This is a genomic window from Staphylococcus sp. SUC_1.2, from assembly GCF_026222585.1.
This window is the reverse complement of the sequence record NZ_JANJPM010000001.1, coordinates 77,918-98,132: the sequence shown is the minus strand read 5'-3', so window position 1 is coordinate 98,132 and position 20,215 is coordinate 77,918. Positions and strand designations below refer to the sequence as shown.

Sequence of the window (20,215 nt, the reverse complement as noted above, 5' to 3'; positions counted from 1 at the left end):
TTTAAGGAGTTGAACTTTATGGATAGAATAAAATGGGACGAATATTTTATGGCACAAAGCCATTTGCTTGCATTACGTTCTACATGTCAACGACTATCAGTAGGCGCAACAATTGTAAAAGACAATAGAATAATTGCAGGAGGTTATAACGGCTCAGTAGCAGGAGAAGTTCACTGTATTGATGTAGGATGTTTAATAGAAGATGGTCATTGTATTAGAACCATTCACGCAGAAATGAATGCATTATTACAATGCGCAAAACAAGGTGTATCATCAGATAATGCAACGATATATGTCACACATTTTCCTTGTTTAAACTGTACTAAGTCTATTATTCAAGCAGGTATTAAGAAAATATACTATGCAAAAGATTATCATAATCATAAATATGCTATTAAATTATTAAATCAAGCAGGTATTGAGTATGAAAAAATACCATTTTCTGCTAATAAAATAGCTGAATTTTTAACTAAAGAATGTTAGTTGTTTTATATGCACTTTCTTTTTTAAGTGGTATATTATGGGTTCATCTTAAATTATTTTCAATTTTAATATTTGCTATTATATTAATTATTGTGTATCGAAAGAGTATTCCTTTATACCACTATTTATTAATTTTATCCTTTTTCTTTCTAGCTTTATTTCAAGTACACCATACTTTGAAAACAAATCATTTTATACTCCAAAATTTAAAAGTCCACAGTAATATAAATTCAAAAGTAACGTTTCAAAATGATATAAAACAATTCAATCAAATTATTAAAGGACAATTTCAATATAAACATAATAATTATCACTTTACTTTTAAAAGTCCACAATTGAAAGCTAAAGATTTAAAAAATCGAGAATGTAAAATTAATGGAAATATCACAAATAGTATTCATAATGAAGTCTATGTTTATATCGATCAAATAGATAATAAACATTGTACTAAAGTTAATCATATAAGTTTTATAGATAAACACCTAAATTATATTCAAAACAAGTTATACCATTCTTCGTTAAAATATCCAGAGAGAGTCTTAGCTTTAATTACTGGAGATACTAGTGCAATTGATACAGATTACTTAGATAAAGTTAAAGCGATAGGTATTTATCATTTACTTGCTGTCAGTGGATCACACGTTGCTACCATTATTTTTATCATTCAATATAGTTTGGTCAGGTTTAATATTCCAAAATTATTCATACGAATTTTTATTATTATGATACTAATACTATTTATTTTTTATACAAATTTTGCACCGAGTGCTATAAGAGCAGTTTTAACCGCTATTACTTTTTTTATTATCCCTAAGACTTTTAAAATTTCGTCTATAAGTGTATTATCGTTGGTCTTTTTATTTATGACAATTTGGAATATGAATTTTGCTTATGACATTGGATTTCAATTTTCTTTCATTATTTCTTTTTTTATACTATTTTCTAAGCCATTATTTAATAATCAATCAATTTTAAAGAATTATATTTATATAACAATTATCGCTCAATTTTCATCCATGATTATTAGTATTTACCATTTTAATCAGTTTCAATGGATTGGTTTTATTTCTAATGTCATATTTGTTCCATTATATTCTTTCATTATTTTTCCACTTTCTATTGTTCTATTTACTTTCTATCATTTCTTTAGTGACTTGCGATGTATAAATATGGTTGCAAATCAATTATTTGAACTGCACGATAGAATAATGCAACCGTTCATTTTATTTAGAAATTACCAAATAAATATCGCTGATCAATCAAATTTAAGTCTACTCTACTGTTTCATTTTATTAACTCTACTAACTATATTTATATGTTATAAAAATTATAGAGCATTCTTAATTATAATTATCTTATTTATAATATTTATAAGATTAACTAATCAGCCATTAGCAACGACGTTTACTGCTTTAAATGTTGGTCAAGGTGATAGTTTTCTTTTTCAAACAAAAAATAATGAAACTGTGATGGTAGATACTGGTGGTAAAGTAGTTCAAACGAAGATTAAAGATAATCATAATATTGCGCAATATCATATTATTCCTACTTTAAAATCTAGAGGAATATCAAAAATTGATCACTTAATTCTTACTCATCCACATAATGATCATATAGGCGAATTTCCTTATTTAGCACAAAATATAAGAATTAAAAATTTGTATTTATATATAAAAAGTTATTCAGTCGATCAAATTAAAACTATACATACATTTTGTAGTATATATCATATAAAAGTTATTGATGTTTCAGAGACTAATAATATTCAGTTGAAAGAAGCTAAAATATCATTTTTAAATGCTTTTATTGATTCCAATGAAGACAAAAATGCACAAAGTATAATTTCATTAATAGAGTACAAAAATTACAAATTATTATTGATGGGCGACGCAATTGAAGAAAATGAAAATTTATTATTAAAGAAATATCATTTACCGTTAATTGATGTTCTAAAAGTTGGACACCATGGCAGTAAAACAAGTAGTTCAAAATATTTTTTAGAAATCATACAACCTAAAATTAGTATTATTTCAAGTGGAAAAAATAATACTTTTCATTTGCCTAATAATGAAACGATAGATAAATTAGAGAAAATTAATTCTCATATCTACAATACTCAAACTGATGGAGAAATCACTTTAAATCTCGATAATCAACTTATAGCATCCTTTAATAGAAGTTAATGATAGAGAATAATAATTACACAATGCTATAATAACTTAATGGTAGAATTTTGAAAGGGTGCAAGTTTACATGGTTAATAATATAATGGCTATATACGGAGAAGTGCCAGAACTAGTGGAGAAAAAAAGTAATGACATCGTAGAAAGTTACTTAAATGAAAAAAAAGACGATTTTAACTATGTTAAATATAATCTTTATGATACAAGTTTTAATCAGATTATAGAAGAAGCATTAACAATGCCTTTTATTTCAGAGAAAAAAGCTATTGTTGTTAAAAATGCTTTTATCTTTACAGGTGAGAAAGTTTCAAAAGATATCCAACCGAACAACGAACAAGTAAACGAATTTTTAGAAAAATATGATGGAGAAAACTTTATCATTTTTGAAGTGTATCAAAATAAATTAGATGAAAGAAAGAAAATTACTAAGACTTTAAAAAAGACAAGCAAGCTAGCTAAAGTTGAACAGATGTCTGAACAAGAGATTAAAAATTGGATAAAAAATAAACTTCATGAAAATTTTAAAGATATTAAACAGGATGCATTAGATTTATTTATAGAATTAACTGGTATTAACTTTAATATAGTTTCGCAAGAATTAGAAAAAATCATTTTATTCTTAGGAGAGCGAACAACTATAAATAAAAAAGATGTTGAAGAGATTATTAATAGAAGTTTAGAACAAAATGTTTTTCTTTTAACTGAATATATACAAAAAGGGGAAAAATATAAAGCCATTCAACTTATTAAAGATTTAATAGTAATGAAAGAAGAACCTATTAAACTATTGGCATTAATAACAAGTAATTATCGATTATATTATCAATGTAAAATTTTAAGTCGAAAAGGATATAGCGGACAACAAATTGCTAAAACAATTAATGTGCACCCATACCGAGTTAAATTGGCTTTAAATCAAGTAAAACATTATCAATTAACTCATTTGTTAAATATTATTGATCAATGTGCAGAAACTGATTATAAGTTAAAATCCTCATATATGGATAAACAACTGATTTTAGAATTATTTATTCTTTCTTTATAAATAAAAAAAGTTCAAGCTAATCGCTTGAACTTTTTAAATGATTATTTGCTTGAAGACATTAATTGAGATTTAATGCGGTCAGCTTTATTTGAATGAATTAAGTTACTGTGTGCAGCTTTATCAACTGATTTAATTGCGAAGTTAACTAATTCAGCTTTATTATCAGCATTATTTTCAATTGCTGATTTAGCATTTTTCACTGCAGTACGCATAGCGTTTTTTTGTGAAATATTACGTGCTTCAGCAGTTTCAGTTGTTCTTACACGTTTAATAGCAGATTTAATATTTGGCATTACTGTCACCTCCTAAAAGTGATCTAAGCATATCAAATTTTATTTTGATTACAACAAGAAATATTTTATCAAAACATGAATATTTGTGCAATCATTTATTAACATTAAACCTATTTATTTACAAAAAGAACGATATTAACTATTGGAAACCTTTATACAACACTTTATAATTGTTATGTAGTTTAAGAAAAATCTTAAAATTAAAAGTAAATAAAGAATCTTCACATGATGATTCTTTTCTCTTAAATTTGCAAATAATGATTAAAAACGATATTATGTCAAAGATGTATACATATACGGGTAAATTTACGAAAGCGAGAATGATAAGTTATGGATATGCAAGAACGCTATAACCGAAGAGATAATATAAGAAACTTTTCTATAATTGCTCATATTGATCATGGTAAATCAACGTTAGCAGATAGAATTTTAGAAAATACTAAATCTGTAGAAACTAGAGAAATGCAAAATCAATTGCTTGATTCAATGGATCTTGAAAGAGAGCGCGGTATTACAATTAAATTAAATGCTGTTAGATTAAAATATGAATCTAAAGATGGACAGACTTATACGTTTCATTTAATCGATACTCCAGGGCACGTCGATTTCTCATATGAAGTTTCTCGTTCATTAGCTGCATGTGAAGGCGCTATTTTAGTAGTTGACGCTGCACAAGGCATCGAGGCTCAAACTCTTGCTAATGTTTACTTAGCACTAGATAATGATTTAGAACTCTTACCGGTAGTAAATAAAATAGATCTACCCGCTGCTGAACCAGAAAGAGTAAAACAAGAATTAGAAGATGTTATTGGCTTAGATAAAGATGAAGTTGTGTTAGCAAGTGCCAAATCAAATATTGGTATCGATGAAATCTTAGAAAAAATTGTTGAAGTTGTTCCTCCACCAGAAGGAGATCCTAGTGCACCGCTTAAAGCTCTTATTTTTGATTCAGAGTACGATCCTTATCGAGGCGTTATTTCTTCTATTCGAGTAATGGAAGGTGTTGTAAAAGCTGGAGATCGTATCAAAATGATGGCAACAGGAAAAGAGTTTGAAGTTACTGAGGTTGGGATTAATACTCCTAAACAACTACCAATTGAAGAACTTACAGTAGGCGATGTTGGATATATTATTGCAAGTATTAAAAATGTCGACGATTCACGTGTTGGGGATACTATCACTCATGTAGATAGACCAGCAGATGCTCCGTTAAAAGGGTATAAAAAGATGAATCCAATGGTTTATTGTGGATTGTTCCCAATTGATAATAAAGATTATAACGATTTAAGAGAAGCTCTTGAAAAACTTCAATTAAATGATGCATCATTAGAATTTGAACCAGAATCATCACAAGCACTGGGATTTGGATTTAGAACAGGATTCTTAGGTATGCTACATATGGAAATTATTCAAGAGAGAATTGAACGAGAATTTGGAATAGAATTAATTGCGACTGCACCTTCAGTTATATATAAATGTGAAATGAATGATGGTTCAGAAGTTACAGTTGATAATCCATCTCAAATGCCTGAACGTGATAGAATTAAAGCGATTTATGAACCATATGTAAAAGCGACAATGATGGTGCCAAATGACTATGTTGGAGCAGTTATGGAACTGTGTCAACGTAAACGTGGCCAATTTATAAATATGGATTACTTAGATGATATCCGTGTGAATATCGTTTATGAAATTCCATTGTCAGAAGTTGTATTTGATTTCTTTGACCAATTAAAATCTAATACGAAAGGCTATGCTTCATTTGATTATGAATTTATTGAAAATAAAGAAAGTAATTTAGTTAAAATGGATATTTTATTAAATGGTGACAAAGTAGATGCACTTAGTTTTATCGTTCACAGAGATTTTGCATATGAACGAGGTAAAGCTCTTGTTGAAAAATTAAAAACACTTATTCCTAGACAACAATTCGAAGTTCCAGTTCAAGCTGCAATAGGTCAAAAAATTGTGGCCCGAACTAATATTAAATCTATGGGTAAAAACGTGTTATCTAAGTGTTATGGTGGAGATATCAGCCGTAAACGTAAATTACTTGAAAAACAAAAAGCTGGTAAAGCAAAAATGAAAGCTGTTGGTAACGTAGAAATACCACAAGATGCTTTCTTAGCTGTTCTTAAAATGGATGATGAATAGGTTATTAATGCGAGGCTGGAACCCAGAATCATGTGTTCCAACCTCGTTTGTGTTTTAAAAAACTTAAAAATGAGGGTGTAACGATGTCAATAAAAAGTGCATATATTCATATACCTTTTTGCGTTAGGATTTGTACATATTGTGATTTTAATAAGTACTTTATTAACAAACAACCAGTAGATGAGTATATTTCTGCATTAATTAAAGAAATGAAAACAAGTGAAATTAGAAATCTTGAAACAATGTACGTTGGAGGAGGTACGCCTACAGCTTTAAATCTCAAGCAACTTGAAAGACTTTTAAAAGCAATACAGTCAACTTTTTCAATTAAAGGTGAATATACATTTGAAGCAAATCCCGATGAATTAACCTTAGATAAAGTGAAATTACTACACTCATATGGTGTAAATAGAATTTCTATGGGCGTACAAACATTTAAACCAGAATTACTAAAAATTCTAGGTAGAACACATAAATCTCAAGATATATATAATGCTGTAGAGTATGCTAGAAAAGCAAATATTGAATCGATTAGTTTAGACCTAATGTATCATTTACCAACTCAAACATTAGAAGATTTTTCAGATAGTCTTAATAGAGCAATACAAATGGATATAGATCATATTTCAAGTTATGGATTAATTTTAGAACCTAAAACTCAATTTTATAATATGTATCGAAAAGGCAAATTGAAATTGCCAAACGAAGATCTAGGAGCTGAAATGTACCAATATTTAATGAATGTTTTAGGAGAAACCTCATTTAAACAATATGAAATCTCAAATTTCGCTAAGTCTCATCATGAATCAAGGCATAATAAGACTTATTGGCTAAATGAAGAATATTATGGTTTTGGAGCAGGCGCAAGTGGATATGTAAATGGGGAACGCTATTCGAATCTCAATCCTGTTAATCATTACATCAATGCTATTAATAATCATCAACGTCCTATTTTAACTTCCAATTTTCCTACTCAATCAGAAAGAATGGAAGAAGAAATGTTTTTAGGATTAAGAATGAATAAAGGTGTCGATAAAGTTAAATTTCTTTCAAAATTTGGTACCTCAATGGATAAAGTATTTGGTGAGACAATAAATAATCTGAAAAAGAAAAATTTACTTTATGAAAGAGATAACCATATTTCATTGACCAACAGGGGAAAAATCATTGGAAATGAAGTTTTTGAAGCATTTCTATTAAATTAATAAATTTTTTTGAAAAATAAGAGCTTTAACGTTGACTTACTTTGACCAATTTGTTAAATTATAATTAGCACTTGAGACAAAGGAGTGCTAATGAGGTGAAGACATGATTACAAATAGGCAATTAAGCATTTTAAATGCAATTGTTGAAGATTATGTTGATTTAGGACAACCGATAGGTTCTAAAACCTTAATTGATAGACATAACTTAAATGTAAGCCCAGCTACTATTAGAAATGAAATGAAGTATTTGGAAGAGTTGAATTTTTTAGAAAAAATACATTCATCTTCAGGGCGTGCACCTTCTGAACAAGGTTTTAGATTATACGTCAATCAATTGTTAAAACAAACATCTCATCAAAAACAAAATAAAGTTCAACGTTTAAATCAACTTTTGATTGAGAATCATTATGATATTTCTTCAGCCCTTAGTTATTTTGCTGATGAATTATCAATAAAATCTCAATATGCAACGTTGGTTGTTCGACCTAATCACAAAACAGATATTATAAATAATGTTCATTTGATTCGTGCAAATTCGTCTATAATTATAATGGTCATCATCTATAATTCTGGACATGTAGAACATTTACATTTAAGTGAATCAATGGAGTTTGACGATGAAAGGTTAACAAGGATTTCAAATTTTTTGACTGATAATTATTATAAAAGTCAATTTGATTTTAATAAGAAATTAAAACAACTTACAAATTCTATTGCGGAACAATCCTTTATAAATGAATTAACTATCATGCTAACTTCTCATCTCCATAAACAAAGTAATAGCATTTTTATGGGTGGAAAGGTTAAACTTATTGATGCACTGAACGAAACCAATGTTTCTTCTATTCAGCCAATTTTACAATATCTAGAATCAGAAAAAATTATCGAGTTACTAGAAGATATTTCCACTTCTGAAATTAATGTTAAAATTGGCCACGAAATAGATGAAGGGTTAAGTGATATTTCAATTATAACGAGCCAGTACCATTTTGATGATGCACTAAAAGGACAAATTGCGGTTATCGGGCCAACTGCGATGCATTATCAAAATGTGATTCAATTACTTAATCAAATATGGTGAATCTAATTGTAATTATATTGGAGGGCATAAAATGACAGAAAAAGACGAATCAGTGAAGAATAACACTGAACATACTGAAGAAAATGAAAACGTTAAAAACGAAGCGTCGTCTTCAAATGATGTAGAAAATAATCCTTCTGAAGAAGAATTAAATAATGAATCTACATCTGAACATGATAATGAAGATAAAAATGATCAATCTAAAGACGAAGAAATTCAACAATTACAATTAAAAGCAAATGAAAATGAAGAAAAATATTTAAGATTATATGCTGAATTCGAAAATTATAAGCGTCGAATTCGAAATGAAAATGAAACAAATAAAAAATATCAAGCTCAACCCGTGCTTACTGATATTTTACCTACTATCGATAACATTGAACGTGCACTTCAAATTGAGGGTGATGACGAATCATTTAAATCTCTCAAAAAAGGCGTTCAAATGATTCATGAAAGCTTATTAAGAGCATTAAAAGACAATGGCTTAGAAGAAATTGATTCTGAAGGTCAAGAATTCGATCCAAACTTCCATCAAGCTGTTGTTCAAGATGACAATCCTGATTTCAATTCTGGTGAAATCACTCAAGAATTACAAAAAGGGTATAAATTAAAAGATAGAGTTTTAAGACCATCTATGGTCAAAGTTAATCAATAAGATTTAAATTTAAAAAATTTTTAAAATTGGAGGAATTTTATTATGAGTAAAGTAATAGGTATTGACTTAGGTACTACAAATTCTTGCGTATCTGTATTAGAAGGAGACGAACCTAAAGTAATTCAAAATCCTGAAGGTGCTAGAACAACGCCATCAGTTGTGGCATTTAAAAATGGAGAAACTCAAGTAGGTGAAGTTGCTAAACGTCAAGCAATTACAAACCCAAATACTGTACAATCAATTAAACGTCATATGGGTACAGATTATAAAGTAGATATTGACGGCAAATCATATACACCACAAGAACTTTCAGCAATGATTTTACAAAATTTAAAAAACACTGCTGAAAGTTATTTAGGAGATAAAGTGGATAAAGCAGTAATTACTGTACCTGCTTATTTCAATGATGCTGAACGTCAAGCTACTAAAGATGCTGGTAAAATTGCTGGTTTAGAAGTAGAACGTATCATTAACGAACCAACAGCTGCAGCATTAGCTTATGGTTTAGATAAAACTGAACAAGATCAAAAAGTTTTAGTATTTGACTTAGGCGGCGGTACTTTCGACGTTTCTATTCTTGAATTAGGCGATGGCGTATTCGAAGTATTATCAACTGCAGGGGATAACAAACTTGGAGGGGACGACTTTGACCAAGTAATCATCGACTATTTAGTATCAGAATTCAAAAAAGAAAATGGTGTTGACTTATCACAAGATAAAATGGCGTTACAACGTCTTAAAGACGCTGCAGAAAAAGCTAAAAAAGATTTATCTGGTGTATCTCAAACACAAATCTCATTACCATTCATTTCAGCTGGAGAAAATGGTCCATTACACTTAGAAATCAACTTAACTCGTTCTAAATTTGAAGAATTAGCTGATTCATTAATCAGAAGAACAATGGAACCAACTCGTCAAGCACTTAAAGATGCTGGCTTATCTACTTCTGAAATTGATGAAGTTATCCTAGTTGGTGGTTCAACTCGTATTCCTGCAGTACAAGAAGCAGTTAAAAAAGAAATTGGTAAAGAACCTCATAAAGGTGTAAACCCAGATGAAGTTGTTGCAATGGGTGCTGCTATCCAAGGTGGCGTAATTACTGGTGATGTTAAAGACGTTGTATTATTAGACGTAACTCCATTATCATTAGGTATCGAAATTATGGGTGGTCGTATGAATACGTTAATTGAACGTAATACAACAATTCCAACATCAAAATCTCAAGTATATTCAACAGCAGCTGACAATCAACCAGCAGTAGACATTCACGTATTACAAGGTGAACGTCCAATGGCTTCAGATAATAAAACATTAGGTAGATTCCAATTAACTGATATTCCACCAGCTCCACGTGGTGTACCTCAAATTGAAGTAACATTTGATATTGATAAAAACGGTATCGTAAACGTTACTGCAAAAGACTTAGGTACAAATAAAGAACAAAATATCACTATTCAATCAAGTTCTGCATTATCTGATGAAGAAATTGATCGTATGGTTAAAGATGCTGAAGAAAATGCTGAAGCAGATAAACAACGTCGTGAAGAAGTAGACTTAAGAAACGAAGCAGATAGCTTAGTATTCCAAGTTGAAAAAACAATTAAAGACTTAGGTGAAAATATCAGTGAAGAAGACAAATCAAATGCTGAAAGCAAAAAAGATGCACTTAAATCAGCATTAGAAGGTCAAGATTTAGATGATATTAAAGCTAAAAAAGAAGAATTAGAACAAGTAATTCAAGAATTATCTGCTAAAGTATATCAACAAGCTCAACAAGCTCAACAACAAGCACAAGGTAGTTCACAACAATCAAATGATAGCAATGTTGAAGACGCTGAGTTCAAAGAAGTTAAAGACGACGAAGATAAAAAATAAAGCTAATCGTTTATAACGTTTACTATGTAAACATTTATAAATGTAAGCCAAAAAGTCAAAGTCAATTGAACATTGGCTTTGACTTTTTCTTTTATAGTTAAGATACTTGAGTATGTGTTTAAATTATAAAATTTAGAAAGGGAGAGATACTTGTGGCTAAAAGAGATTATTATGAAGTTCTTGGCGTAAGCAAAGATGCTTCAAAAGATGAAATAAAAAAAGCATATCGTAAATTATCAAAAAAATATCATCCGGACATCAATAAAGAAGAAGGCGCCGATGAAAAGTTTAAAGAAATTTCTGAAGCATACGAAGTTCTAAGTGATGACAATAAACGTGCAAATTATGATCAATTTGGACATAGCGGTGCCCAAGGTGGATTTGGTAGTCAAGGATTTGGTGGACAAGACTTCAGTGGCTTCGGTGGAGGCTTTGAAGATATATTTAGCTCATTCTTTGGTGGTTCACGTCAAAGAGATCCAAATGCACCTAGAAAAGGTGACGACTTACAATACACTATGACTTTAGAATTCGATGAAGCTGTTTTTGGTACTAAAAAAGAAATTTCTATTCGAAAAGATGTTACCTGTCATACATGTCATGGTGATGGTGCTAAACCAGGCACAAGTAAAAAAACATGTAGCTATTGTCATGGTTCAGGACATGTATCTGTTGAACAAAATACAATTTTAGGACGCGTAAGAACTGAGCAAACTTGTCCTAAGTGTGAGGGTAGTGGTCAAGAATTTGAAGAACCATGTCCAACTTGTCATGGTAAAGGGACTGAAAATAAAACAGTAAAATTAGAAGTAACTGTACCTGAAGGTGTAGACAATGAACAACAAATCCGTCTTGCTGGTGAAGGTGCACCTGGTGAAAATGGCGGTCCTCATGGTGATCTTTATGTAGTATTCCGTGTTAAACCTTCTGATAAATTTAGAAGAGATGGCGATGATTTATTCTATGAACTTAACATTAGCTTCCCACAAGCATCACTTGGCGATGAAATCAAAGTACCAACTCTAAACAGTAATGTTATGCTTACAATTCCTGCTGGTACTCAAACTGGTAAACAATTCCGTCTTAAAGAGAAAGGCGTTAAAAATGTTCATGGATATGGACATGGTGATTTATTTGTTAATATAAAAGTTGTCACACCAAATAAACTAACTGATAGACAAAAAGAATTAATGAGAGAATTTGCGGAAATCAGTGGTGAAAATCCGGAAGAACAACCTGCTAATTTTAAAGACAAAGCTCGTAAATTCTTTAGAGGTGAATAGTCATGAACTGGACAGAATTTGCAGTCACTGTAAATCATGAAGTTGAACCTTTAGTCACTAACATATTAGAAAACTATGGTTCAAATGGAGTAGTTATAGAAGATTCAAATGATTTAATTAATCAACCTACTGATAAATTTGGTGAAATCTACGAATTAAAAAAAGAAGATTACCCTGAACAAGGTGTGAGATTAAAAGCATACTTTAACGAATTGAAATATAACACTCAATTTAAAAATAAATTAAAAAATGAAATATTAAATTTGGACCTTATAGATGATTCAGTAGTTGAGTTTTCAGCAAAGACTATTGCTGAAGTAGATTGGGCTAATGAATGGAAAAACTATTTTCATCCTTTTAGAGCTTCTGAGAGATTTACGATTGTTCCAAGTTGGGAAGATTATTCAAAAGAATCAGAAGATGAATTGTGTATAGAATTAGATCCTGGAATGGCTTTTGGTACTGGAGATCATCCAACAACAAGTATGTGTCTAAAAGCGATTGAAACTTATGTAACACCAGATTCTTCAGTCATTGATGTAGGTACAGGTTCTGGTATATTAAGTATCGCTAGTCACTTATTAGGTGTTAAAAGAATTAAAGCCTTAGATATAGACGAAATGGCTGTTGGTGTGGCTAAGGAAAATTTTAAAAAAAATCATTGCGAAAATGCTATTGAAGCAATTCCTGGTAATTTATTAAAAGAAGAAAATGAAAAATTTGATGTAGTTATCGCAAATATTTTAGCTCATATTATTGATGAAATGATTGAAGATGCTTATAATACACTAAATGAAGATGGTTATTTTATAACTTCAGGTATTATAGAAGAAAAGCATGAAGATATACTGTCGCATATGAAGCGTGTTGGATTTAATATTGTATCAATCAATCATGACAATGGATGGGTTTGCATTGTTGGTCAGAAAGTGAGTGAATAATTTGCAACGATACTTTATCAATCAAAACGCTGATTCTCATCAGCGTTTTTTTATTACCAATGAAGAAGATATACATCATATCAAAAATGTAATGAGAAATACGATTGGTAACAAAATTATAATTAATTTTAATGATAAAAAAGTATTTATTACTGAAATCACACATATAAGTTCTAATCAAATTGAAGTTTTACCAGTAAACCAATTAGATATCGACACTGAATTACCAGTTGATGTAACGATTTGTAGTGGTTTAATAAAAGCTGATAAATATGAATGGTTGCTTCAAAAAAGTACAGAATTGGGTGCCAATCATTTTATTTCAGTGGGTATGGATCGATCTGTAGTTAAATTACAAGAGAACAAGGTACAAAAGAAAATAGATAGATGGCAAAAGATTGTAAAAGAAGCTGCTGAACAAAGTTATAGACTTGTTATTCCAGATGTTAAATTTCAGTCGAATTTAAAAGTAATTTATGATACCATAAATAATTATGACTATGTGTTAATAGCATATGAAGACGAAGCCAAGCATGGTGAAAAAAGTCGATTTAAAAATATTTTAAACAACTTTCAAACGAATGATCGTGTGTTAATCATATTCGGACCTGAAGGTGGTTTTTCCGATAAGGAAATCGATCTCTTTAGGGAGGTAAGCTTAAACATTGGTTTAGGCCCTAGAATATTAAGAGCAGAAACTGCGCCACTATATGCACTTAGTGCTATAAGTTTTGAGAAAGAATTGATGGGGTGAATTAAATGGCAACAGTAGCGTTTCATACTTTAGGTTGTAAAGTAAACCATTATGAAACTGAAGCAATATGGCAATTATTTAAAGATGCTAATTATGAAAGAGTAGATTTTGAAACTAATGCAGATGTATATGTCATTAATACTTGCACCGTGACAAATACAGGTGATAAAAAAAGTAGACAAGTCATTAGAAGAGCAATACGTCGTAATCCTGATGCAGTAGTATGTGTTACAGGTTGTTATGCACAAACATCTTCTGCTGAAATTATGGAGATTCCAGGCGTAGATGTCGTTGTTGGTACTCAAGACAGACATAAATTACTTAGTTATATTGATCAATTTAGAGAAGAACGTCAACCAATTAATGGTGTTGGAAATATTATGAAAAATCGTACATATGAAGAATTAGATGTACCTTATTTTACGGATAGAACTCGTGCATCTCTAAAAATCCAAGAAGGTTGTAATAACTTTTGTACGTTTTGTATTATTCCATGGGCACGTGGTTTAATGCGCTCTAGAGATCCTGAAAAAGTAGTTGAACAAGCAACACAATTAGTTCAATCTGGATATAAAGAAATTGTATTAACTGGTATTCATACCGGTGGATACGGTCAAGATTTAAAAAATTATAATTTAGCTCAATTACTCAGAGATCTTGAGGAAATTGATGGTTTAGAAAGAATTAGAATTTCTTCAATTGAAGCCAGTCAACTTACTGATGAAGTCATTGATGTTCTAAAAAATTCTAATAAAGTGGTTAGACATTTACATGTACCATTACAATCAGGTTCAGATACAGTATTAAAACGTATGCGCCGTAAATATACTATGGAACATTTTTCTGAAAGACTAACAAAATTACATGATGCATTACCTGATTTAGCGGTTACAAGTGATGTTATAGTAGGTTTTCCAGGAGAAACTGCAAAAGAATTCCAAGAAACATATGATTTTATAGTTAAACATAAATTCTCAGAGTTACATGTTTTCCCGTATTCACAACGTATTGGTACACCTGCTGCACGTATGGATGATCAAATTGATGAGTCAATTAAAAATGAACGTGTACATAAACTTATTGCTTTAAGTGACCAACTTGCTAAAGAATACGCATCAAAATTTGAAAATGAAGTTTTAGAAGTGATTCCAGAAGAAGTAGGAGAAACAAAAGATACATTAGTAGGTTACGCAGATAATTATATGAAAGTTGAATTTGAGGGTAGTGAGGATTTAATCGGTGAGATTGTTAAAGTTAAAATTAATAAAGCTGATTATCCAATTAACATTGGTAGTGCAGTTAGAATCGTTAATCATGCTACTAATAAAACTGAAGAAGGCGTATTATTATAAATTTTTGAAATTATAAAGATTTATAATTGACCATAATTATTTCATATATTATACTAAATAAAGCATAGTTAATTATTTCTATGCAATTATTGACTTTAAGTTTCGTTGATATTTGGAGGGAGGGAAATACAGATGTCTAAAACAGTAGTACGTAAAAACGAATCACTAGAAGATGCATTACGTAGATTTAAACGTTCAGTATCTAAAAGTGGTACAATCCAAGAAGTACGTAAACGTGAATTTTACGAAAAACCAAGTGTAAGACGTAAGAAAAAATCAGAAGCTGCACGTAAACGTAAATTCAAATAATTAATAGCTCTGTTGACTCCCTCAACATGAATGTTAATTATATATATATTCTCTCAATTAGTTAAACTAATTGAGAGTTTTTTTATATCATTGTAATACTATAATATAGTATTTATTTCATGTATAATTTAATTGAGAGCGAGGTGAGATAATGATAAGTATAAATTTGATACATATCGAGAATACTTTTGCTTCATTGAATCATTCATGGTTGAGTGATATGTCAAATATCATTGTTAATCCTATTGTTTTATTAATTCTTACATGTATTATCTTTTTAGGTTTTTTATATCAACTTTATTCTAAAAGGATAAATATTTTAGGTATTTTAGCTTCTCTAGCGTTGCTTATTCTATTTTTAGGATTTTTAATTAGTGGCGATGTCAATTTGATTTCAATTTTATTGTTTTTCATAGGTATCATCTTAGTAATAATAGAACTATTCATTGTTGGAGCAGTAATTGGAATTATAGGAATAGTGCTTATTATTGTTAGTATGATTATGTTAGGAGATAATATTTTAGTTATGCTCTTTAATGTTATTGTCGCTTTAATACTTTCTATTATAGAATGGGTGATTTTGGTGAAAGTGTTTAATCGTAAAATACCATTTTTTGATAAAGTGATATTGAATGATTCAACGAGTACAGAAGCTGGTTATAGATCTCATGATGATCGTTCTTACTTAGTGGGAAAAACTGCGTATACTACTACTGATTTAAGACCTGCTGGAATCATAACTTTAGATGACAAAAGAATTGATGCTGTTTCTGACGGTACATTTATCTTGAGAAATAAAAAAGTAAAAATTTTAGAGGTAGAAGGTAGTAGAGTAGTTGTAAGAGAAATAAAAATATAAAAGGAGTAAAGTCAATGTTAAATATTGGAATTATAATTATTGCGATTATTATAATAGTTGCTTTATTATTATTATTTTCATTTGTACCAGTCGGATTATGGATTTCCGCTATTGCTGCAGGTGTAAAAGTTAGTATTGCTACACTTGTAGGAATGCGACTTCGTAGAGTATCTCCTCGTAAAGTGATAGGTCCTCTTATTAAAGCTCATAAAGCAGGACTAAATTTAACAACAAATCAATTGGAATCTCATTATCTAGCTGGTGGTAATGTAGATAGAGTAGTGGATGCCAACATAGCAGCTCAGCGTGCAGATATCAATTTACCTTTTGAAAGAGGGGCCGCAATAGACTTAGCAGGACGCGATGTCTTAGAAGCAGTTCAAATGTCTGTTAATCCCAAAGTAATCGAAACTCCCTTTATTGCCGGTGTTGCGATGAACGGTATCGAAGTTAAAGCTAAAGCTAGAATTACAGTAAGAGCTAATATTTCTAGACTTGTAGGGGGTTCTGGAGAAGAAACAATTATTGCACGAGTTGGTGAAGGTATTGTTTCCACAATTGGTTCTAGTGAACATCATACACAAGTACTAGAAAATCCTGATAATATTTCTAAAACAGTATTAAGTAAAGGATTGGATTCAGGAACAGCATTCGAAATTTTATCAATTGATATTGCAGATGTAGATATTGGTAAAAATATCGGCGCTGATTTACAAACGGAACAAGCACTCGCAGATAAAAATATTGCTCAAGCTAAAGCTGAGGAACGACGTGCTATGGCTGTTGCCTCTGAACAAGAAATGAAAGCACGTGTTCAAGAAATGCGTGCTAAGGTAGTAGAAGCTGAATCAGAAGTACCACTAGCAATGGCTGAAGCTTTACGTAAAGGTAATATTGGAGTAAAAGATTACTATAATTTAAAAAATGTAGAAGCAGATACAGGTATGAGAAACGCTATTAATAAACGTACCGAACAAAATGACGATGAATCACCAAATTAAATAGAGGGGTGATTAAATGAATATTGGAATTCTTATATTCGTTATTTCTGTGATTGTTACTGGTATTAGTGCAATGAGAGATAAAAGTCATGAACAACGAAAAAATCAAACGCCTCCACACAAAAATACACAAAGACCTACGCAAAACACACCAAGAAAAAAAGGTATTTTTGAACAGATAGAAGAAGCTTTTAATGAGATGGCATCAGAATTTGATGAAGAAGAACAAAATAAAAAAACATCATCACCAAAACCATCTTCTAAAAAAGAAACGGTTCACAGTGATAAAAATCTTAAAAAAGAAGTTAAGACTGAACATCAGCGTGGAGAATTAAAACGGTTTGAAACTAAACAATCTCATACCGAAAAAGTGCCTTCTAAAGATAGTGATTCAACTTCACGAGAGAGAGCTCAAAGTGAAAAAGATATTAAAAAACAGTTAGAAGACTCGCTATCAAAAGAATTATTTAATGTGAGATCTGAAATTGACAAGGAAAAAGAAAAACAACTTTCTTTAATTGAAAAGAAAGCTAAAGAAATTATTAATGATAAGTACTTATCTGAAAAAACGAAACGTTATAAACTGAATCAATTACTCAATAGTAAATCTATTGAAAAAAATATGACTCATCAAACGTTTCAATTTGACAATGATCCGATAGTTGATGGGATTATTTGGCAAGAAATATTAAATAAACCTAAAAAATTATAAAGGGTTATAAATAAAAGAATAAGTCAACATTCATTGTTTCATTCTGACCTTTACAAGAGACTTTCTACGTGAAAGTCTCTTTATTTATGTTCCTAATATATTAAGACGCGCCTAAAATACATATTGTTCTTGGCACTTTTTATTATGATATATTATCTTAGGTTAATTATTCATTCAAAACATTTAAATTTGTATACTTTATCATTGTTTAGTAAAATTTATATGAAAGATTAATTATTAATGAATATGTTTTATGTGAAAAGGAGCGCTTTTATGCCAGGAATAATTCAAATAGATAACATCAACCATTCTCAAGCTTTAATTGGTAATAATGATGAACATTTAAAATCGATTGAAGAAGCATTTGATGTTATCATACATGCTCGTGGGCAAGAAATTGCAGTAAAAGGTCAAGTATTAGAGCATGTTGAAAAAGCAGAATTAGTTCTTAAAAATTTATTAAAGGTAATTGAGTTAGGACATTCAATTACATTAAAAGATGTTGAGGCTGCCATAAAGATGGCTAAAAATGACACTATTCAATATCTTTTGGATTTATATGATGAAGAGATTACTAAAGATGCCTTTGGTAAAACAATTCGTGCAAAAACAATGGGGCAACGTCTTTATATTAATGCTATGAAACGTAATGATTTAGTGTTTGGTATAGGTCCTGCTGGAACAGGTAAAACTTTCCTTGCAGTTGTTTATGCTGCAAAACAATTAAGAAAAGGAACTGTAAAAAGAATTGTTTTAACAAGACCAGCTGTAGAAGCTGGTGAATCATTAGGTTTCTTACCAGGAGACTTAAAAGAAAAAGTTGATCCATATTTAAGACCTCTTTATGATGGTTTAAATACTGTCCTAGGTAGAGAACAAACAGCACGTTTTATTGAACGAGGTACAATTGAAATTGCTCCCTTAGCGTATATGAGAGGGAGAACTCTAGATGATGCATTTGTCATTTTAGATGAAGCTCAAAATACAACACATGCACAAATGAAAATGTTTTTAACTCGTCTAGGGTTTGGTTCAAAAATGGTTGTAACTGGAGACCAAACTCAAATTGACTTACCAAAAGGTGTTAAAAGTGGATTAAAAGAAGCTATTAAGAACCTTCGTGGTGTTAAAGGAATAAATATTATGGAACTAGATCAAAGTGATGTAGTACGACACCCATTAGTAAGTAAAATTATCGAACGTTATGAAGGAGACAATTAAATGTTTACGATTGATTTCAATGATCATACAAACTTAGTTAATGATGAATGGTATCATCAAATCGAAGACTTAATTAACTTTGCTAAAGAAAAAGAAAACATTCATGAAGATGCTGAATTGTCAGTTACTTTTGTAGATAAAGATGAAATTCAAGAAATAAATAAAAATTATCGAGATAAAGATAGAGTGACTGATGTTATTTCTTTTGCACTTGAAGAAGATGAACCAGATATTATTGGTTTAGATATTCCTAGAGTGTTAGGAGATATTATTATTTGTACTGATGTAGCTAAGGAACAAGCTGAATCTTATAATCATTCATTTGAAAGAGAACTTGGTTTTTTAGCTTTACATGGTTTTTTACACTTATTAGGATATGATCATATGAATGAAGAAGATGAAAAAGAAATGTTTGGACGCCAAAAAGAAATTTTAAACGCATATGGATTGACTAGAGATTAAATTTTTAAAACGATTTAAATACACTTTTGATGGTTTAAAAACACTTCTTCAAAAAGATCACAATTATCTAATACACTTAATATTCGCATTCATAGCTATCATTTTAGGAATTATCGTAAGACTTTCAACTGTAGAATGGTTGTTTATTTTGTTAAGCATCACTTTGGTACTTACGCTTGAAGCTGTGAATACAGCTATAGAATGCGTCGTAGATTTAGTCACTTCTGACTATCACGAATTAGCTAAACAAGCTAAAGATATTGCCGCCTTTAGTGTTATGGTTGTTTCAATCTTTGCACTAATTATGGGTTTAATGATTTTTATACCTCACATCTTTTTTTAAAGGG

The 20,215-nt window shown here is 30.2% G+C and carries 20 protein-coding genes; 19 read left to right on the top strand and 1 reads right to left on the bottom strand.

From position 1 onward, the window contains the following. The first annotated feature begins 18 nt into the window (after positions 1-18). The 3 genes from NR218_RS00510 (at position 19) to holA (ending at position 3,711) form a co-directional block, all read left to right on the top strand. Positions 19-483: a ComE operon protein 2 gene (locus NR218_RS00510; protein ID WP_017176200.1), complete on the top strand. Its 465-nt coding sequence runs from the start codon at positions 19-21 to the stop codon at positions 481-483. Further along, the gene (locus tag NR218_RS00505; RefSeq protein ID WP_265883185.1) at positions 477-2,666 is read left to right on the top strand and encodes a DNA internalization-related competence protein ComEC/Rec2; all 2,190 of its coding nucleotides are present in this window, start codon (positions 477-479) and stop codon (positions 2,664-2,666) included. The genes NR218_RS00510 and NR218_RS00505 overlap by 7 nt, the downstream gene beginning before the upstream one ends. Before the next feature lie 70 nt (positions 2,667-2,736). After that, positions 2,737-3,711, top strand: a complete 975-nt coding sequence (gene holA / locus NR218_RS00500; RefSeq protein ID WP_070443261.1) for a DNA polymerase III subunit delta — start codon at positions 2,737-2,739, stop codon at positions 3,709-3,711. A 41-nt stretch (positions 3,712-3,752) separates the two neighbouring features. Here the strand turns inward: holA and rpsT are convergent, their stop codons facing one another. Then, entirely contained in the window at positions 3,753-4,004 is a 252-nt protein-coding gene (gene rpsT, locus NR218_RS00495; protein ID WP_017176203.1) for a 30S ribosomal protein S20, read from the bottom strand. A 330-nt stretch (positions 4,005-4,334) separates the two neighbouring features. On the opposite strand from rpsT, the gene lepA reads away from it, so the two are divergent. From lepA to NR218_RS00415, 16 genes are all read left to right on the top strand, one after another. Continuing rightward, positions 4,335-6,158, top strand: a complete 1,824-nt coding sequence (lepA, locus tag NR218_RS00490; RefSeq protein WP_049336065.1) for a translation elongation factor 4 — start codon at positions 4,335-4,337, stop codon at positions 6,156-6,158. Between the two features lie 83 nt (positions 6,159-6,241). Next, positions 6,242-7,363, top strand: a complete 1,122-nt coding sequence (hemW, locus tag NR218_RS00485; protein ID WP_265883184.1) for a radical SAM family heme chaperone HemW — start codon at positions 6,242-6,244, stop codon at positions 7,361-7,363. Between the two features lie 103 nt (positions 7,364-7,466). After that, on the top strand, positions 7,467-8,444 hold the full coding sequence (gene hrcA / locus NR218_RS00480; RefSeq protein WP_070443257.1) for a heat-inducible transcriptional repressor HrcA: 978 nt from the start codon (positions 7,467-7,469) through the stop codon (positions 8,442-8,444). 31 nt (positions 8,445-8,475) lie between these two features. Next, positions 8,476-9,099 (top strand): nucleotide exchange factor GrpE, encoded by a 624-nt coding sequence (gene grpE / locus NR218_RS00475; protein WP_265883183.1) that lies wholly within the window; start codon positions 8,476-8,478, stop codon positions 9,097-9,099. A 42-nt stretch (positions 9,100-9,141) separates the two neighbouring features. Further along, positions 9,142-10,974 carry a molecular chaperone DnaK gene (gene dnaK, locus NR218_RS00470; RefSeq protein WP_017176208.1) on the top strand — a complete coding sequence of 611 codons (1,833 nt, stop codon included), beginning with the start codon at positions 9,142-9,144 and terminating at the stop codon, positions 10,972-10,974. Between the two features lie 152 nt (positions 10,975-11,126). Then, positions 11,127-12,257, top strand: coding sequence for a molecular chaperone DnaJ (dnaJ, locus tag NR218_RS00465; protein ID WP_049336072.1), 1,131 nt, complete (start codon positions 11,127-11,129; stop codon positions 12,255-12,257). 2 nt (positions 12,258-12,259) lie between these two features. Continuing rightward, positions 12,260-13,198: a 50S ribosomal protein L11 methyltransferase gene (gene prmA / locus NR218_RS00460; RefSeq protein WP_242278885.1), complete on the top strand. Its 939-nt coding sequence runs from the start codon at positions 12,260-12,262 to the stop codon at positions 13,196-13,198. A gap of 1 nt (position 13,199) precedes the next feature. Further along, complete coding sequence (locus NR218_RS00455; RefSeq protein ID WP_265883203.1) at positions 13,200-13,952, top strand: 16S rRNA (uracil(1498)-N(3))-methyltransferase; 753 nt, start codon at positions 13,200-13,202, stop codon at positions 13,950-13,952. Positions 13,953-13,957: 5 nt separating this feature from the next. Continuing rightward, the gene (mtaB, locus tag NR218_RS00450; RefSeq protein ID WP_242278883.1) at positions 13,958-15,304 is read left to right on the top strand and encodes a tRNA (N(6)-L-threonylcarbamoyladenosine(37)-C(2))-methylthiotransferase MtaB; all 1,347 of its coding nucleotides are present in this window, start codon (positions 13,958-13,960) and stop codon (positions 15,302-15,304) included. Positions 15,305-15,436: 132 nt separating this feature from the next. Then, positions 15,437-15,613: a 30S ribosomal protein S21 gene (gene rpsU, locus NR218_RS00445; RefSeq protein WP_002449867.1), complete on the top strand. Its 177-nt coding sequence runs from the start codon at positions 15,437-15,439 to the stop codon at positions 15,611-15,613. Between the two features lie 151 nt (positions 15,614-15,764). Beyond that, positions 15,765-16,472, top strand: coding sequence for an NfeD family protein (locus NR218_RS00440; protein ID WP_242278881.1), 708 nt, complete (start codon positions 15,765-15,767; stop codon positions 16,470-16,472). 14 nt (positions 16,473-16,486) lie between these two features. Further along, positions 16,487-17,473, top strand: a complete 987-nt coding sequence (gene floA / locus NR218_RS00435) for a flotillin-like protein FloA (protein WP_017176214.1) — start codon at positions 16,487-16,489, stop codon at positions 17,471-17,473. 16 nt (positions 17,474-17,489) lie between these two features. Continuing rightward, the gene (locus NR218_RS00430; protein WP_242278879.1) at positions 17,490-18,185 is read left to right on the top strand and encodes a hypothetical protein; all 696 of its coding nucleotides are present in this window, start codon (positions 17,490-17,492) and stop codon (positions 18,183-18,185) included. A gap of 273 nt (positions 18,186-18,458) precedes the next feature. Beyond that, complete coding sequence (locus tag NR218_RS00425; protein WP_002449734.1) at positions 18,459-19,406, top strand: PhoH family protein; 948 nt, start codon at positions 18,459-18,461, stop codon at positions 19,404-19,406. Beyond that, entirely contained in the window at positions 19,407-19,868 is a 462-nt protein-coding gene (ybeY, locus tag NR218_RS00420) for an rRNA maturation RNase YbeY (RefSeq protein WP_242278877.1), read from the top strand. Next, positions 19,864-20,211: a diacylglycerol kinase family protein gene (locus tag NR218_RS00415; RefSeq protein ID WP_029376821.1), complete on the top strand. Its 348-nt coding sequence runs from the start codon at positions 19,864-19,866 to the stop codon at positions 20,209-20,211. Before ybeY ends, NR218_RS00415 begins: the two co-directional genes overlap by 5 nt. The last annotated feature ends 4 nt before the right edge of the window (positions 20,212-20,215 follow it).

Excerpts from the sequence above, each read along its gene's own strand:
- NR218_RS00505 (WP_265883185.1), top strand. The coding sequence starts at position 477 with ATGTTAGTTGTTTTATATGCACTTTCTTTTTTAAGTGGTATATTATGG.
- grpE (WP_265883183.1), top strand. The coding sequence starts at position 8,476 with ATGACAGAAAAAGACGAATCAGTGAAGAATAACACTGAACATACTGAA.
- NR218_RS00425 (WP_002449734.1), top strand. The coding sequence starts at position 18,459 with ATGCCAGGAATAATTCAAATAGATAACATCAACCATTCTCAAGCTTTA.
- hrcA (WP_070443257.1), top strand. The coding sequence starts at position 7,467 with ATGATTACAAATAGGCAATTAAGCATTTTAAATGCAATTGTTGAAGAT.
- NR218_RS00430 (WP_242278879.1), top strand. The coding sequence starts at position 17,490 with ATGAATATTGGAATTCTTATATTCGTTATTTCTGTGATTGTTACTGGT.
- NR218_RS00510 (WP_017176200.1), top strand. The coding sequence starts at position 19 with ATGGATAGAATAAAATGGGACGAATATTTTATGGCACAAAGCCATTTG.
- rpsT (WP_017176203.1), bottom strand. The coding sequence starts at position 4,004 with ATGCCAAATATTAAATCTGCTATTAAACGTGTAAGAACAACTGAAACT.
- prmA (WP_242278885.1), top strand. The coding sequence starts at position 12,260 with ATGAACTGGACAGAATTTGCAGTCACTGTAAATCATGAAGTTGAACCT.
- mtaB (WP_242278883.1), top strand. The coding sequence starts at position 13,958 with ATGGCAACAGTAGCGTTTCATACTTTAGGTTGTAAAGTAAACCATTAT.
- dnaK (WP_017176208.1), top strand. The coding sequence starts at position 9,142 with ATGAGTAAAGTAATAGGTATTGACTTAGGTACTACAAATTCTTGCGTA.
- lepA (WP_049336065.1), top strand. The coding sequence starts at position 4,335 with ATGGATATGCAAGAACGCTATAACCGAAGAGATAATATAAGAAACTTT.
- holA (WP_070443261.1), top strand. The coding sequence starts at position 2,737 with ATGGTTAATAATATAATGGCTATATACGGAGAAGTGCCAGAACTAGTG.
- NR218_RS00440 (WP_242278881.1), top strand. The coding sequence starts at position 15,765 with ATGATAAGTATAAATTTGATACATATCGAGAATACTTTTGCTTCATTG.
- rpsU (WP_002449867.1), top strand. The coding sequence starts at position 15,437 with ATGTCTAAAACAGTAGTACGTAAAAACGAATCACTAGAAGATGCATTA.
- ybeY (WP_242278877.1), top strand. The coding sequence starts at position 19,407 with ATGTTTACGATTGATTTCAATGATCATACAAACTTAGTTAATGATGAA.
- floA (WP_017176214.1), top strand. The coding sequence starts at position 16,487 with ATGTTAAATATTGGAATTATAATTATTGCGATTATTATAATAGTTGCT.
- hemW (WP_265883184.1), top strand. The coding sequence starts at position 6,242 with ATGTCAATAAAAAGTGCATATATTCATATACCTTTTTGCGTTAGGATT.